Consider the following 14,581-nt stretch of genomic DNA (forward strand, 5'->3'; position numbering starts at 1 on the left):
CCGATGCCCGACCAGCCGACCCCAGATGACCAGCCCCCCGCCCCTCGGATGCGGGTCCTGGTCATTGCCGAGGCCGCGAACCCTGAATGGGTTTCGGTCCCGCTGGTTGGCTGGTCCATCGCCACCGCGCTGCGCGCCCATTACGACGTCCACATCGTGACCCAAATCCGCAACCGCGACGCCTTCCTGCGCGCGGGCCTGGTCGAGGGTCAGGACTTCACCGCCATCGACAGCGAGGCCGTCGCAAGGCCGATCTGGAAACTGGCCGAGGTCCTGCGCATGGGCAAGGGCAAGGGCTGGACCATGGTCACGGCCCTATCCTCGAAACTCGCCTACCCCTATTTCGAACGGAAGCTCTGGGCCAAGTTCGGCCCCAGCATCCAGGCGGGCGCGTTCGATATCGTCCACCGCGTCACGCCGCTGACCCCCACGGCGAACAGCCTGATCGCCGCCCGCTGCCGGAAGGCGCGCGTCCCGTTCGTCATGGGCCCGCTCAACGGCGGCGTCCCCTGGCCCAAGGGCTTTGACGCCGAACGCAGGCGCGAACGGGAATGGCTCTCTTACGTCCGGGGCGCCTATCGCCTGTCGCCCGCGCGCAGCCGCATGATCCGCGCCAGCGCCGCCATCATCGCAGGCTCGTGCCACACCGCGTCCGAGTTCCGCGCCGCCCGCGACCGCCTGACCCTGATCCCGGAAAACGGCATCGACCCAGCTCGCTTTTCCCTCCGCGCCGCGCAACCCGGCACCCTTCCCATCCGCTGCGCCTTCGTCGGCCGCCTCGTGCCCTACAAGGGCCCCGACATGCTGATTGAGGCCGCCGAACCCTTCCTGCGCGACGGCACCATGGTGCTCGACATCTTGGGTGATGGCCCGCTTATGCCCGCGCTGAAGGACATGATCGCCGCCAGGGGCTTGTCGCAGTCGGTCACCCTGCACGGCTGGATCGACCACAAGGACGTGCAGACCCTTCTCGCCCGGTCGCAGCTCCTTACCTTCCCCTCGGTCCGCGAATTCGGCGGTGGCGTCGTGCTTGAGGCGATGGCGCTTGGCGTCGTCCCCGTCATCGCCGACTACGCCGGACCAGGAGAACTTGTCACCGAAGGCACCGGCATCAAGGTCAAGATGGGCTCGCGGTCCGAGGTCGTTGCGGGCTTCCGCAAGGCCCTGGCCGAACTCATTGCCGCCCCCGCAACCATCCCAGCCCTTGCCGCCGCCGCCCTGGCCCGCGTCGACGCGCATTTCACCTGGGACCGGAAAGCGCGCCAGATCGGCGCGATCTACGACTGGGTCCTTGATCCCAAGGGACCGATCCCGCAACCCGTGCCCCTTGCGGGCGAAGAAGGACGATAGACATGGACAAGTTCACCACCCTGACCGGCGTCGCAGCGCCCATGCCGCTTGTGAACATCGACACCGACATGATCATCCCCAAGCAGTTCCTGAAGACCATCCAGCGGTCGGGCCTGGGCAAGAACCTGTTCGACGAGATGCGCTACACCCAGGACGGGAAAGAGATCCCGGACTTCGTCCTGAACCAACCCGCCTACCGCAACGCGCAGATCATCGTCGCGGGCGACAACTTCGGCTGCGGATCGTCGCGCGAACACGCGCCCTGGGCGCTGCTGGATTTCGGCATCCGCTGCGTGATCTCGACCAGCTTCGCGGACATCTTCTTCAACAACTGCTTCAAGAACGGAATCCTGCCCGTGGTCCTCCCGCAGGACGCGGTCGACCACCTGATGGACGACGCCCGCAAGGGCGCCAACGCGCGCATCACGGTGGACCTGGAGAGCCAGACCGTCACCGCCTCGGACGGCAAGACGTTCAAGTTCGAGGTCGATGCGTTCAAGAAGCATTGCCTGTTGAACGGCCTCGACGACATCGGCCTGACGCTGGAGAAGGCCGCGGCCATCGACAGCTTCGAGAAGAAGAACGCCACGCTGCGTCCCTGGGCCTGACGCAGGGACCACAAGGCCCGGCCCAACGGTCGGGCCTTTTCTCCGCCATACGGCCTTGGCCCATGCTCGCGCCCCTGTCCCATCCCGTCTTCCGCCGCCTCTTCGCCGCACAGGCCGTTGCGCTGACCGGGACGGGTCTGGCGACCGTGGCGCTGGGCCTTCTGCCTACGACCTCGCCGGAGATAGTGCGGGCGCGGTCCTGGGCACCGCGCTGGCGATCAAGATGGTGGCCTATGTCACCCTGGCGCCCCTTGCCGCCGCCCTGGCCGCGCGCCTGCCGCGACGGGCTTTCCTGGTGGCGCTGGACCTGATCCGCGCGGTCGTGATGCTGGCGCTGCCCTTCGTCGACCAGGTCTGGCAGGTCTATGTGCTGATCTTCCTCCTCCAGGCCGCCTCGGCCGGGTTCACCCCTGCTTTCCAGGCCACGATCCCCGAGATCCTCCCGCAGGAGGATGACTACACCCAGGCCCTGTCGCTGATGCGCCTGGCCGAGGATCTGGAACAGATCGCCTCGCCCCTGATCGCCGCCGCCCTGCTGACGCTGGTCTCCTTCCCGGTCCTGTTTGGCGGCACGGTGCTTGGCTTCCTGCTGTCCGCCCTGCTGGTCGGCACCTCACGCCTGCCCGCGCGGACACCGGCAACGGCCGAGCCGTTCCTTGCCACAGCGACACGCGGCTTGCACATCTATGCCGCCACCCCGCGCCTGCGGGGGCTTCTGGCGCTGGAGGCAGCCGTCGCGGCGGCGGGGGCGATGGTCTATGTCAACACTGTGGTGCTGGTGGAAACGCGCCTCGACCTCGGCGCGCCGCAGGTGGCGCTTGCCTTCGTCGGGTTCGGGGGAGGGTCGATCCTGGCGGCGCTCCTGCTCCCCCGGCTTCTGCAGCGGCTGGAGGACCGGCCGCTGATGCTGGGCGGGGCCGGGCTGATGGTCGCGGCCGTCGCCTCCGTGCCGCTGGCGGGAAGACTCGCGGGGCTGGTCCTGCTTTGGGCCCTGGCGGGGTTCGGTTTCTCGCTGACCCAGACACCGATCGGCCGGATCCTGAACCGCTCGGCCAACGAAAGCGACCGCCCAGCCCTGTTTGCGGCGCAGTTCGCGCTGAGCCATGCCTGCTGGCTGGTGACCTATCCGCTGGCGGGATGGCTGGGTGCGGGACTGGGCCTGTCGGCTGTCGCGCTGGTGCTGGCGGGGCTGGGCGCCGCGGCGTTGGGGCTGACCCTGCGGCTCTGGCCCGCGCAGGACCCCGAGGCGCTGAGGCATGACCACCCCGACCTTGCGCCCGACCATCCGCATCTTCTGGCGCACGGGGCTGCGCATCGCCATGCCTTCGTGATCGACGCCCTGCACCCGCGCTGGCCGCATCCGGCGCGCTAGGCGTCGCGGTTGAGCATCGCCTGCAACGTGGACAGGTGATCGGCGTCGGCCGCCGGCTTGTCGTCGCGGATGCGGTTGATCCGGGGGAAGCGCATTGCCACGCCGGACTTGTGGCGGGTGGATCGGTTCAGGCCCTCGAACGCCACTTCGACCACCTTGGTCCGTGCGACGGATCGGACCGAGCCAAAGCGTTCCACCGTGTTGTTGCGGACGAAGCGGTCGAGGTCCTTCAGTTCGGCGTCCGTGAAGCCGAAATAGGCCTTGCCGACGGGGACAAGCTCGTCGTCCTTCCAGACACCGAAGGTGAAGTCGGAATAATAGCCCGACCGCTTGCCGTGACCGCGTTGGGCATACATCAGGACCGCGTCGATCAGGTGCGGGTCGCGTTTCCACTTGAACCAGGGGCCTTTCACCCGGCCCGCCATGTAGAGGCTGTCGCGGCGCTTGATCATCACGCCTTCGATCACCGTGGCAGGCGGATCGGCCCGCAGGGCGGCGAGATCGTCCCAGGTCTGGAACGGCAATTCGGGCGACAGATCGATGCGCGCGTCCAGCGCCGCCACCGCCCGGGCCAGCACCGCGCGGCGGGCGTCGTAGGGCTGGTCGCGCAGGTCCTCGCCGTCCCAGATCAGCACGTCGTAAAGCCGCAGGCCCGCCGGGTGGCTACGGAGCATGGCGGGCGTCACCGTCTTGCGGTTCAGCCGCTGCTGCAGGTCGCCGAAGCTGGCGATCTCGTCCCCGCGGCGGACCAGAAGCTCACCGTCCAGCGTTCCCTCGAAGTCCATCAGGTCAACGATGTCGGGGAAGGCCCCGCTGATGTCCTCTCCTGTCCTTGAGTATAGCCTGCGCGTCCCGCCGTCGCTGACGGCCTGGATGCGGATGCCGTCCCATTTCCATTCGGCAGCATAGGCGGCGGGATCCAGAGCCGAAAGTTGCTCCAGGTCGGTCGGAGTGGACAGCATCACCGGCCGGAACGGCGCGCGGGCGGCAGCCTCGGGGCGGGTGGCACCGGACGCCCAGGCGAAAAGGTCAAGGTAGGGCGGGCGCAGGGCGTGCCAGATTTCCTCGACCTCGGTCAGCGGCAGGTTGGCCCACCCGGCGAAAGCCGCCCGTGCCAGCCGCGCCGAGACGCCCACCCGCAGCGCGCCGGTGGCAAGCTTCAGGTAGGCATAGCGCTCGGACGGACCGAGGCTGTCGAGCCGCCCGGTGATCACGGCGGGAAGCCGGGTCTTGGGCGTGGTCGCGAGTTCCTCCACCACCTCGGACAGCGGCGGGTCGGACCGCGTGCCCTCGGGCCAGATCAGCGAGATCGTCTCCGCCAGGTCGCCGACGAAGTCGTAGCTTGCGGCAAAAAGCTGAGCATCTACTCGCGTTTCGGTCAGGCCGCGCAGAAGGCTGGGTGTGACCTGCCGCAGCTTCAGATCCCCGGTGATCGCGGCCAGCATCAGCCCGCGCTGTGGGTCCGGATTGTCGGTAAAGGCCTGGGCCAGAAGCCTTTCCTTCCCCAGCCGCTGCGGCGTGAAGGCGAGGCGTTCCAGAAGTGTGGCGAAGGCGACGAGGCTCATTCCGCTTCGTCCTCGTAGCCGACGAGGTGCAGGGGGCGGGCCTTCCTCTGCTGCAACTCGCACCAGCGCATCAGCGCGTCCTCGCGGCCGTGGGTGATCCACACCTCGGCGGGGTTCAGCTCCTCGATGGTGGCGGTGAGGTGCGGCCAGTCGACATGGTCCGAGATGATCAGCGGCAGTTCGACGCCCCGCTGGCGGGCGCGGGCGCGGACCTGCATCCAGCCCGAGGCGGAGATCACCGGGTCGGGGAAGCGCTGCGCCCAGGTGGCGGCGAAGGCCGAGGGCGGGGCGATGACGATGGCCCCGGCGAAATCCGCCTTCGTCCCCGTCGTCGCCGGGCGCAGGTCACCAAGGTCGATGCCTTCCGCGATGTGGTAGTCGCAAAGCCGCTGCAACGCCCCATGGATGTGGATGGGCGCGTCCCACCCGGCCTGGCGCAGCGCCCCGATCAGCCGTTGGGCCTTGCCAAGCGCATAGGCCCCGATCAGGTGCGACCGTTCGGGAAAGGCCGCGACCGAGGCGAGAAGGCGCGCGATCTCCACCTCGGGCGGCGGGTGGCGGAAGACGGGCAGCGCGAAGGTCGCCTCGGTTACGAAGATGTCGCAGGGCACCGGCTCGAACGGGGCGCAGGTGGGCGAGGGGACGCGGGCATAGTCGCCCGAGACCACGATCCGGCAGCCCCGGCCTTCGACCGCGATCTGGGCCGAGCCAAGGACATGGCCCGCCGGGTGGAAGGTGACCCTCGCCTCGCCCAGCGTGACCGGGCCGTCATAGGCCTGACGGCTGCCCGCAAAATCCTCGCCATAGCGGATCGCCATGATGTCCAGCGTCTGCCGCGTCGCCAGCACCGACCCGTGGCCGGGGCGAGCGTGGTCGGAATGGCCGTGCGTGATCAGCGCGCGCGGCACGGGGCGCAGCGGGTCGATGAAGAAATCCCCGGCGGGGCAGTACAGCCCCTCGGGCCGGGGAAGGAGAAGCGGCTCTTTCGCCATGCTGCGTCCGGACTGCCTTTGGCCGTTGATATGTGGCGCTAACGCCTTTGTCCAAGTCGGGATCCGCGGGGGAACAATGCGGCGGCGGCGGGGTTGCTGGTCGGCAGGCCCGGACGGACGGGCCGGAAACCGCAATGGAGCGACACAATGGACGACGTACGTACCATCGGAGCCGTGGTGTTCCTGATCCTTCTGGCCATTTCCTTTGCCGGGTTGGTCTGGTCCTCACGCAGTGCCGACCGCCTGGACGGCGAGCGTCGCCGACGGGCAGCGACCCTTCGGGACGACAAGATCATTGGCACCCCGCTTTAGGTAAGGATCCCCAACCGGAACCGGGGCGCCCCCGCCTGGCCCAGCTGGTAAAGCGGTCGGAAGTCGGTCGGGACCTCCGGTTCCGGATCGCCCGGATCGAAGGCCACCTCGGCCTGCAGCGTTCCGGCGTTGAAATGCCACAGGGCGCACAGGCCGCGGTCGCCAAGACGCGAGATTTCGAATTCCTGGCTGCGGCCTGACCGGAACATCGGCACCAGACGGTCGCGGCGCAGTGCCAACACCTCGCGCGTCACCCGAAGCCAAAGCTCGGCGTCGCGGGGTTCCGGTCCGGCATAGGGAAAGGCAAGCTGCAGCGTCGCGGGATCGAAGGGGTCGATCATGTCCTTTCCCTTGCCGGGCAGGTCCTCGAACTGCTTGACGCGCCCCTCGCGCATTTTCTGGGCTGCCTTGCCGCCGTAATCGGCGAACCAGGGGAAGGGCCGGCGCGAGCCGATCTCTTCGCCCATGAAGATCAGGGGGATGCAGGGGGATGACAAGAGCAGGGCATGGGCCGCCAGCGCGCGGTCGGCGCCGATCAAGGAGATCAGCCTTTCGCCCTTTGGCCGGTTCCCGGCATGGTCGTGGTTCAGGTTGAAGTTCACGAAGCAGCGCGGCGGCAGGTGGCCCGAAGGCTCGCCCTTCACGTCGCCCGACCGACGGGGCTGGCCCTGCAGCGCCTGGCCATCGCGGAGTGCAAGGCGCAGGTCAGCGTGGGGGTCCCTCACGAAATCCTTGTAGTAGCCGAAGCCTTCCCCCGTCAGCAGGACGTGCAACGCATGGTGGTAGTCGTCGTCCCACGTGGCATCGAAGAGGCCCGCCGCCGGGTCGTACCAGCCGACCTTGTTCGAGCTGTCCTCGGCCACCAGGTGGATGCGGTGGCCGAAATCGGTCTGGCTTAGGGTCTGGGCCATCTCGACCACGATATGCGGGTCGGAGGGGTCTTCCATCGAATGGGCCGCGTCAACCCGCAGCCCGTCGAAGCCATAGGCGTCCAGCCAGTGCCGTGCGCAGCCGATGAAGTAGGCGCGGACCTCGGGGCGGCTGTAGTCGATCTTGCGGCCCCAGTCGTTCTCTTCATCCAGGAAGAATTCGGGGCAGATCTCGTCCAGCTTGCAGCCCTTGGGGCCGAAGTGGTTGAAGACGACGTCCAGGAAGACCGACAGTCCCATCCCGTGCGCCGCGTCCACCAGCGCGGCCAGGTCCTCGGGCGTGCCGTAGCTGTGCTGCGGGGCCCAGGGCAGGACGCTGTCGTAGCCCCAGCCACGAGCGCCCGGAAACTGGCCGAGGGGCATGATCTCGATGGCGGTGATGCCGATGTCGGCAAGCCGACGCAATTCGGCAGAGCGCGCGGCAGCGGGGAAGGTGCCCTCGCGGGTGAAGCTGCCGATGTGCAGCTCGCAAAAGACCATCTCGTCGAAGGCGCGGTCGGGGACGGTGACGGTCGCCTGACGGAAACTTGCCGGATCGCGCAGGATCGACCACCCCTCGACCCCGTCCGCCTGCTGGAGCGAGGCCGGATCGGCGAAGGGTGCGCCGCCGGTCGAGAAGGCATAGCGCGTGCCCTCGCGCGCCTCGACCTCGGCCCGGTGGACGCCATCCTCGCCGCGCTGCATCGCGAAAGGCGGCTGGTCGCCCAGATGCAGCATCAGCTGGTCGGTGGACGGCGCCCAGAGCGCGATGGTCCAGCAGCCCGATCCTGCGGGCCGCGCCCCCCAAACTTGCCGGGAGGCGATCCCTGGCCCGTCGTGCTTTACGAAGTCCATTCTTCCCATCTTCAGTTCAGGTTCGGCAGGACGTTGGCACCGAAGGCCTCGATGAACGCCTCCTGGTTCCGGCCCACGCAGTGGAGATGCACGGTCGCGTCAAGCGCCAGGAGTGCAGCGATATCGCCGGTGTGGCGGCCAAGGTCTTCCGAGATGGTCAGCCGGTCCGCCAGCGCGTCCTCAGAGCCCGCGTCGCAGGCCGTATCGAAGTCCTGCGGGCGCCGCAGGTCCCACATGGCCTCGCCGCCCAGAACCGCGTGACGCCACTGGTGCATCGCCTCGGCCATCGCGGCTGCGCGGTCCGGGGCCCAGGACAGGGCGTGCTGGATATGGACGGGTTTGCCCTCGCCGCCGTTCTCGCGGAAGGCCTCGAGGACGGGGGCCACATCCTCGGCCTTGCCGCCCACGGTCAGAAGGCCATCCGCCCAGGCCGCCACTTCGGCGGCCGTTTCCTTGCTGACGGCGGCACCGAACAGCGGGATCCGCTCCTTCGGCCGAGAGTAGAGCTTCGCGCCGATCACCGTGACGCCGCCCCGGTGGGTCACTTCCTCGCCGTCGAAGAGGGCGCGGATGATCTGGGCGCATTCCTTGAGGCGCGCGTTCCTCTCGGCCTTCTCGGGCCAGGGCAGACCGGTGATCGCCTCGTTGATCGCCTCGCCACTGCCAAGGGCTAACCAGAAGCGACCGGGGAACATCTCGGCCAGCGTGGCGGCGGCCTGGGCCAGCACGGCCGGATGCGTCCGGTAGCCCGGCGCGGCGATGGACCCGAAGGGCAGGTCACAGGCCTGCATCGCGGCCCCAAGCCAGGCCCAGGAGAACCCGGACTGGCCCTGGCGCTCGCTCCAGGGGTGGAAATGGTCGGAACATTTGAGCATGTCGAACCCCGCATCCTGAGCGCTGCGGCACAGCGTCAGAAGGCGGGACGGGGCAAACTGTTCGTGCGACGCGTGGAAACCGATCTGCGCCACGATCAGGCGGCTCCTGCCAGATACCGCGCCATTCAGGCCCTGCGCCGCGATCTGCCCGCGACACCGGGGGCGTCGCTGGCGGCGTCTTCCGGCTGCAGTTCGGCAGTGCTGGCATTCCGCGCTTCTGCACCCTGACCATCGTCGCCGGTGGCGAAGAGCTCTGCCTCGGCCTGCTGCCAGTGACGGTCGGCGCAGCCATCGGGGCAACCTTCGGCTTCCCACAGGCTGTAGGCGCGCTCGCGGACTTGGTCTTCCTGGATGCGGGGGGGTTCCATCGGTTTCTCCCAAAAACGACTACGAGGGTGGTTCCCGGCATCAACCCGCCCGGACCCAAGATGTTCCCAAGGGGAACCCGCTTGGTACAAGGCCTGTCCGGCAGGTCAGGTTGTCGTAGACGCGCGGCAGGCAGCGGGCTATCTCTCGGCCCGCCCGGTCGAGGAGGAAGACAGATGCAACTTTCCGCGCGTGACGTGCTTCCCGTTGATGCCGGTCAGGCGATCCTGGTGGGCCGGGTCTGGTCGGATGCGGCGGGAGGGCCCTGTCCCGTCCTGGTGCGGAACGGCAGGCTTCTGGACCTGACCACGCTGGCCGCGACGGTTTCCGGCCTGATGGAGATCGACGGCCTGGCCGACTGGCTCGCGCAGGCCGAGGGGCTGGCGGACCTTGGGTCGGTGGACGACGCGCTTTCGGGCAAGGGTCTGACGCTTCTGGCGCCCATCGACCTGCAGGCGGTGAAGGCGGCGGGCGTGACCTTTGCCGACAGCATGGTCGAACGGGTGATCGAAGAGCAGGCGAAGGGCGACAGCGGCCGCGCGCAGGAAATCCGCGACCGGCTGGCCCCCGTCATCGGCGACAGCCTGCGCGGCGTCCCGGCGGGATCGGAGAAGGCGCGCGAGGTGAAGCGGGTGCTGCAGGACCTGGGCCTCTGGTCGCAGTACCTCGAGGTCGGGATCGGTCCTGACGCCGAGATCTTCACCAAGGCTCAGCCGATGGCCTCGGTCGGCTGCGGGGCGGATGTGGGGATCCACCCGATCTCGGAATGGAACAACCCGGAACCGGAGGTCGTGCTGGTGATCCGGTCCGACGGCACCATCCTTGGCGCGACCTTGGGCAATGACGTGAACCTGCGTGATGTCGAGGGCCGCTCGGCGCTGCTTCTGGGCAAGGCCAAGGACAACAACGCCTCTTGCGCCGTGGGGCCGTTCATCCGGCTGTTCCACGGCGATTTCGACATGGCGGCGCTGGAGGCGGTGAAGGTCTCGCTTCGGGTGACCGGGCAGGACGGGTTCGAGATGACCGGCGAAAGCGCGATGGCGGCGATCAGCCGGAAGCCCTCGGACCTTGCGCGGCAGCTGTTGAACCGGAACCACCAGTATCCCGACGGCGCGGTCCTGTTCCTTGGCACCATGTTCGCCCCTGTGAAGGACCGGCGGGGCGCGGGCCAGGGCTTCACGCACGAGGTGGGCGATATGGTCGAGATCGCGACCCCCCGCCTTGGCCGTCTGGTCAACCGGGTGATGCGCACCGACCAGTGCCCGGAATGGACCTTCGGCACCCGGGCGCTGATGCGGAACCTTGTCGCGCGGGGGCTGGCGGACAAGGTCTGAGGGAACTTCACGCCCGAGAGGGGGTTTCCCTCCCTGGAGTCACCTTCAGGGAGAAACCCATGTCCGCCCCGAGAACCAACGTAGAAACCCAGAAACGCCGGCACATCGGTCCCCTGATCGGCATGGCGCTGGTGGTGATCTTTGGCGTCGGTCTGATCGTCTTCTGGCAGTTCGAGGAAGCCGCCGAGGGCAACTCGCCGACGCCAGACACCGTCCAGCCTGCCGAGACGGGCACCGAGCCTGCCGCCGCTCCGGTGGCCGAAGAGTAGGAAAGGCGAAGCCCGGCCAGGGGGCCGGGCTTCCCGTCACGAAGGGCGAAGCATCGCAAGGTCGGGGGGACATCATGCCGTGGCCCTGCGTGGACTGCGGTGCGGTGTCCCGCGATCCGCGAACGCATGGCCCTTTCGGGCCACGCGCCTCCAGCCGTCAGCGCTGCTGACCCTTCTGCTGGTTGTTCTGCTGCTGCTGGCCCTGGCCGGACTGGCCACCCTGCTGGGTCTTGTTCCGGTCCTGGTCCTGCTGCTGCTGGCCACCCTTTTGGCCCTGCTGGTTCTGCTGGCCCTGTTGGCCTTGCTGACCCTGCTGGCCTTGGCCCTGCTGATTCTGGTTGTTCGCCATTGGTCTTCTCCTGTTGCAGTTGGACCGCCGTGCGAGGCGGCTGGAATGGAAGAACCGGCGTCGACCCCAAATGTTCCCGGCCTGGTTGCAGGAACCGGCAGTGCCGCAGCCGGTTGTCCCGCATGTCAAAGGGAGGGTCGCCGTGCCGCCGCGCAGTTTCTGGAAGGGTTACCTGAAGCTTTCGCTTGTCACCTGCCCGGTGGCGATGATGCCCGCCGTGACCGAGGGCGGCCGGCTTCGGTTTCACACGCTGAACCGCAAAACCGGCAACCGCATCCAGCGCCAGTATGTCGATGCCGAAACCGGAAAGCGGGTCGAGGACGAAGACCAGGCCCGCGGCTATCCCCGGGGCGAGCATGACCACGTGATCCTCGAGGAGGAAGAGCTGGACGAGGTCGCACTGGAAAGCACGCGGACCATCGACATCCAGGAATTCGTGCCCTCGGACAAGATCGCCTGGATCTGGTTCGACCGTCCGCACTTCCTCATGCCCGACGACACGGTGGCCGAAGAGGCCTTTTCGGTGATCCGGGACGCGATGCAATCGACGGGGACGGTGGGCATCGCCCGTCTGGTGCTGTACCGGCGCGAACGGGCGGTGATGCTGCAGCCCTGCGGCAAGGGAATCGTGCTCTGGACCCTGCGCTATGGCGACGAGGTGCGGGATGAACGCGACTATTTCGACGACCTGCGTGAGGTGAAGCCGGACAGCGAGGCGCTGAAACTGGTGTCGAAGCTGATTCGCGCGCGGACGACGGAATGGGACCCGAAGATGGTCGAGGACCCGGTGCAGGACCGTCTTCTGGACTTGATCGAGGACAAGAAGAAGGGCCGGAAGCCGTCCCGCAAGTCGAAGTCCGAGGAGCCGCGCGAGACCGGCAAAGTGGTCAGCATCATCGACGCCTTGAAGCGCAGCATCGCCGCCGAGAAGCCCGCCACCCGGAAGCGCTAGGCCTTTATGGGCCGCGCGGCTTCGGCGAAGCCCTCCCAGGGATCGGCGCGCAGGTTTGACAGGCGCACGGGCATGGTGAGGACGGTGAAATCTGACGGCGCGATGCCCGCCTGCAGCTCCTGCCAAGTCACGGTCGCCGAAACATGGGCGCCGGGCCGCGCGCGGGTCGAGAAGGCGGCCACCGCCGTCGCTCCGCGCTGGTTCCTCAGGTAGTCGACCAGGATCTTCCCCTGCCGCTTCGACTTGGTGATGGTCGAGACATAGCGCGAGGGATCGTCCGAGGCCATTTCGCGCGCCAGCTGGTGGCAGAAGGCCTTCACCTCGGGCCATTTCGCCTTGGGCTTCAGGGGTGCGACCACGTGCAGGCCCTTCCCGCCCGAGGTCTTGGCGAAGGCGGCCAGGCCCTTGGCTTCCAGCCGGTCCTTCACCTCCTGCGCGGCGGTAACGAGGTCCTGCCACTCCACCCCGTCTCCGGGGTCCAGGTCGATGACGATCCGGTCGGGACGCTCCCAGTCCTTCAGCGTGCTGCCCCAGGGATGGATCTCCAGCGCCGCCGACTGGGCCAGCGCGATCAGCCCGTCGAGGTCGGCGATGGCCAGCGAGGGGGCGTCCTTCGGTTCCGCCGGGTCCTGCACCTTCAGGATGGCGGCGTTCATGCCCTTCCATTCGTGCTTCTGGAAGAACTGCTGCCGCCCGCCGACCCCATCGGGCAGGCGCAGAAGCGCCAGCGGGCGGCCGACGATATGCGGGGCGATCCAGGGCCAGACCTCGGTGTAGTAGTCGGCGAGGCCGGCCTTCGTCACCCCCTCGTCCGGCCAGTACACCCGTTCCGGATGAGTGAGCTTGATCCGGCGCACCGGGGGTGGCTCGGTGGGTTCGGCCACCTGCGGCGGCAGCCCTTCGCCCGTCACCTCGCGCGGGTCCTTGTCCTCGCGCAGTCCCTTGAACGAGGCGTGGCGCAGGTTGCCGTCGCCGGTCCAGGCGCGGAAGTCGACCTCGGCCACCAGCTCGGGCCGGACGAAACGAACCCCCCGCGCCTCGGCCCGGGGAAGGGGCGGATCGAAGGGCTGGCTGTCGGTCTGAAGCGCTTCCAGCTTCGTGAACAGCTGTTCGGCCAGCGTCACCGAAAAGCCCGTCCCGACCCGGCCCACCGATTTCAGCCGGTCGCCCTCATAGACCCCCAAAACCAAGGACCCGATGGCGCGGGGCGACACGGTCGAGGGCAGGAAGCCCGCCACGACGAACTCTTGCCGCGCCGAGCATTTCGACTTGACCCAAGCCTTGCCCCGGCCGGGCAGATAGGGTGCATCGCGCAGCTTGGAGATGATCCCCTCCAAACCCAGCCGGCAGGCGTGGCGCAAGACGACCTCGCCCTTGTCCGAAAGGTGCTCGCTGATCCGAAGCGGGCCAGAGGCGGGGGAAAGCAGCCCTTCCAGCAATCGCTTGCGGTCCACGAGCGGCAGGCCGGTCAGGTCGCGCCCGTCGAGGTGGAGAAGGTCGAAGACGTAGTAGACCATGCGGTCGGTGCGGCCCTCGGCCAGGTCGGCCTGCAGTGCCGAGAAGTCCGAGGAACGGCCGGAGGATTCGACCACGACTTCCCCATCCAGCACCGCCTGCCGGACGGGCAGAGCGGTCAGGGCCTTGGCGATGGCGGGGCCGAAGCGGTCGGTCCAGTCGCGGCCGGACCGTGTGAAGAGGGTCAGCTTGCCCTCGGCGATCCGGGCCTGGATGCGGTAGCCGTCGAACTTGATCTCGTGCAGCCAGCGTTCGTCGCCCGGGGTGGACTTGACCAGAGTTGCGAGCATCGGCGGGATGAAGCCGGGAAGCTCGGCCTTCGGGCTTTCAGCGGCGTCCGGGGCCTTGGCCTTCGCCGCACCCGTCTTCCGCGCCTTCGTCTTGCGGGCCGGCTTCTGGCCGACCTCCTCGATGGTGCGGCCCGTCTTCACGGATTCCGGGCGCTCCTCCAGGATGTCCGGTGCGCCCTCATCGCGGGCGCTGGCGTCCTCGCCTTTGATGAGCAGCCAGTTCTCGCGCTTTTCGCGGGGCCTGCCGCGCATCCGGATCAGGTGCCAGCGGCCGGAAAGCTTCTCGCCCTTCAGCTCGAATTCCAGATGGCCCTTGGCATAGCCCTTGGCCGCATCGAAGACGGGTGTCCAAGTGCCCCGATCCCAGACAATGACGGTGCCGGCACCGTACTGGCCTTCCGGGATCGTGCCCTCGAAGTCGCCATAGTCCATCGGGTGATCCTCGACATGGACCGAGAGCCGTTTTTCTCCGGGGACGAGGCTTGGCCCGCGCGTGACAGCCCAGCTTTTCAGGACACCGTCCATCTCCAGCCGCAGGTCGTAGTGCAGGCGGGTGGCGTCGTGCTTCTGGATGACGAAGACCGGATCGCCCTTCGACTTGCGCTTGCGGCCCTTGGGTTCCGGGGTCGCCTCGAAGTCACGCATCGACTGATAGGTTTCCAGCACCAT

At 68.1% G+C, this 14,581-nt stretch carries 13 protein-coding genes and 1 pseudogene; 7 read left to right on the forward strand and 7 right to left on the reverse strand.

Going from position 1 to position 14,581, the window contains the following annotated elements; translation table 11 throughout:
- Positions 1-3 precede the first annotated feature (3 nt).
- The 3 genes and pseudogenes from ACE3Q6_RS18750 to ACE3Q6_RS18760 all read left to right on the forward strand — a co-directional run bounded on the left by ACE3Q6_RS18750 (position 4) and on the right by ACE3Q6_RS18760 (position 3,330).
- Positions 4-1,350: a glycosyltransferase family 4 protein gene (locus ACE3Q6_RS18750; protein ID WP_374435800.1), complete on the forward strand. Its 1,347-nt coding sequence runs from the start codon at positions 4-6 to the stop codon at positions 1,348-1,350.
- A 2-nt stretch (positions 1,351-1,352) separates the two neighbouring features.
- On the forward strand, positions 1,353-1,958 hold the full coding sequence (gene leuD, locus ACE3Q6_RS18755; protein ID WP_374435802.1) for a 3-isopropylmalate dehydratase small subunit: 606 nt from the start codon (positions 1,353-1,355) through the stop codon (positions 1,956-1,958).
- 62 nt (positions 1,959-2,020) lie between these two features.
- Positions 2,021-3,330 (forward strand): annotated as a pseudogene (locus ACE3Q6_RS18760) (MFS transporter).
- On the opposite strand, the gene ACE3Q6_RS18765 reads toward ACE3Q6_RS18760, so the two are convergent.
- Both ACE3Q6_RS18765 and ACE3Q6_RS18770 read right to left on the reverse strand, forming a co-directional pair.
- Positions 3,327-4,895 (reverse strand): cisplatin damage response ATP-dependent DNA ligase, encoded by a 1,569-nt coding sequence (locus ACE3Q6_RS18765; protein ID WP_374435805.1) that lies wholly within the window; start codon positions 4,893-4,895, stop codon positions 3,327-3,329. The pseudogene ACE3Q6_RS18760 and the gene ACE3Q6_RS18765 sit on opposite strands and share 4 nt — an antisense overlap.
- Entirely contained in the window at positions 4,892-5,887 is a 996-nt protein-coding gene (locus tag ACE3Q6_RS18770; protein WP_374435807.1) for a ligase-associated DNA damage response exonuclease, read from the reverse strand. The genes ACE3Q6_RS18765 and ACE3Q6_RS18770 overlap by 4 nt, the downstream gene beginning before the upstream one ends.
- A gap of 147 nt (positions 5,888-6,034) precedes the next feature.
- Here ACE3Q6_RS18770 and ACE3Q6_RS18775 point away from each other — a divergent pair, with 147 nt between their 5' ends.
- Positions 6,035-6,199, forward strand: coding sequence for a hypothetical protein (locus ACE3Q6_RS18775; protein WP_374435809.1), 165 nt, complete (start codon positions 6,035-6,037; stop codon positions 6,197-6,199).
- Here ACE3Q6_RS18775 and ACE3Q6_RS18780 read toward each other — a convergent pair.
- Genes ACE3Q6_RS18780 through ACE3Q6_RS18790 form a run of 3 tightly spaced genes read right to left on the reverse strand, consistent with a single transcriptional unit; the run spans position 6,196 to position 9,205 of the window.
- Complete coding sequence (locus tag ACE3Q6_RS18780; protein ID WP_374435811.1) at positions 6,196-7,962, reverse strand: alpha-amylase family glycosyl hydrolase; 1,767 nt, start codon at positions 7,960-7,962, stop codon at positions 6,196-6,198. The genes ACE3Q6_RS18775 and ACE3Q6_RS18780 overlap by 4 nt on opposite strands.
- A gap of 11 nt (positions 7,963-7,973) precedes the next feature.
- Entirely contained in the window at positions 7,974-8,930 is a 957-nt protein-coding gene (locus ACE3Q6_RS18785; protein WP_374435813.1) for a TIGR03885 family FMN-dependent LLM class oxidoreductase, read from the reverse strand.
- Between the two features lie 32 nt (positions 8,931-8,962).
- Positions 8,963-9,205, reverse strand: a complete 243-nt coding sequence (locus ACE3Q6_RS18790) for a DUF2934 domain-containing protein (protein ID WP_374435815.1) — start codon at positions 9,203-9,205, stop codon at positions 8,963-8,965.
- Positions 9,206-9,379: 174 nt separating this feature from the next.
- Here ACE3Q6_RS18790 and ACE3Q6_RS18795 point away from each other — a divergent pair, with 174 nt between their 5' ends.
- Positions 9,380-10,537 carry a fumarylacetoacetate hydrolase family protein gene (locus tag ACE3Q6_RS18795; RefSeq protein ID WP_374435817.1) on the forward strand — a complete coding sequence of 386 codons (1,158 nt, stop codon included), beginning with the start codon at positions 9,380-9,382 and terminating at the stop codon, positions 10,535-10,537.
- A gap of 59 nt (positions 10,538-10,596) precedes the next feature.
- Positions 10,597-10,806 (forward strand): hypothetical protein, encoded by a 210-nt coding sequence (locus ACE3Q6_RS18800; protein ID WP_374435818.1) that lies wholly within the window; start codon positions 10,597-10,599, stop codon positions 10,804-10,806.
- A gap of 157 nt (positions 10,807-10,963) precedes the next feature.
- Here the strand turns inward: ACE3Q6_RS18800 and ACE3Q6_RS18805 are convergent, their stop codons facing one another.
- Positions 10,964-11,155: a hypothetical protein gene (locus tag ACE3Q6_RS18805; RefSeq protein ID WP_374435820.1), complete on the reverse strand. Its 192-nt coding sequence runs from the start codon at positions 11,153-11,155 to the stop codon at positions 10,964-10,966.
- Positions 11,156-11,297: 142 nt separating this feature from the next.
- On the opposite strand from ACE3Q6_RS18805, the gene ACE3Q6_RS18810 reads away from it, so the two are divergent.
- Complete coding sequence (locus ACE3Q6_RS18810; protein ID WP_374435822.1) at positions 11,298-12,107, forward strand: Ku protein; 810 nt, start codon at positions 11,298-11,300, stop codon at positions 12,105-12,107.
- On the opposite strand, the gene ligD is transcribed toward ACE3Q6_RS18810, so the two are convergent.
- Positions 12,104-14,581: a DNA ligase D gene (gene ligD / locus ACE3Q6_RS18815; RefSeq protein ID WP_374435824.1), complete on the reverse strand. Its 2,478-nt coding sequence runs from the start codon at positions 14,579-14,581 to the stop codon at positions 12,104-12,106. The genes ACE3Q6_RS18810 and ligD overlap by 4 nt on opposite strands.

The organism is Tabrizicola sp. (assembly GCF_041913445.1).
Taxonomy (GTDB): domain Bacteria; phylum Pseudomonadota; class Alphaproteobacteria; order Rhodobacterales; family Rhodobacteraceae; genus Tabrizicola.

Bases quoted from the DNA above. Each gene is read 5' to 3' on its own strand.
- ACE3Q6_RS18805 (WP_374435820.1), bottom strand. From the start codon at position 11,155: ATGGCGAACAACCAGAATCAGCAGGGCCAAGGCCAGCAGGGTCAGCAA.
- ACE3Q6_RS18765 (WP_374435805.1), bottom strand. From the start codon at position 4,895: ATGAGCCTCGTCGCCTTCGCCACACTTCTGGAACGCCTCGCCTTCACG.
- ligD (WP_374435824.1), bottom strand. From the start codon at position 14,581: ATGGTGCTGGAAACCTATCAGTCGATGCGTGACTTCGAGGCGACCCCG.
- ACE3Q6_RS18790 (WP_374435815.1), bottom strand. From the start codon at position 9,205: ATGGAACCCCCCCGCATCCAGGAAGACCAAGTCCGCGAGCGCGCCTAC.
- ACE3Q6_RS18780 (WP_374435811.1), bottom strand. From the start codon at position 7,962: ATGGACTTCGTAAAGCACGACGGGCCAGGGATCGCCTCCCGGCAAGTT.
- leuD (WP_374435802.1), top strand. From the start codon at position 1,353: ATGGACAAGTTCACCACCCTGACCGGCGTCGCAGCGCCCATGCCGCTT.
- ACE3Q6_RS18795 (WP_374435817.1), top strand. From the start codon at position 9,380: ATGCAACTTTCCGCGCGTGACGTGCTTCCCGTTGATGCCGGTCAGGCG.
- ACE3Q6_RS18800 (WP_374435818.1), top strand. From the start codon at position 10,597: ATGTCCGCCCCGAGAACCAACGTAGAAACCCAGAAACGCCGGCACATC.
- ACE3Q6_RS18770 (WP_374435807.1), bottom strand. From the start codon at position 5,887: ATGGCGAAAGAGCCGCTTCTCCTTCCCCGGCCCGAGGGGCTGTACTGC.
- ACE3Q6_RS18775 (WP_374435809.1), top strand. From the start codon at position 6,035: ATGGACGACGTACGTACCATCGGAGCCGTGGTGTTCCTGATCCTTCTG.
- ACE3Q6_RS18750 (WP_374435800.1), top strand. From the start codon at position 4: ATGCCCGACCAGCCGACCCCAGATGACCAGCCCCCCGCCCCTCGGATG.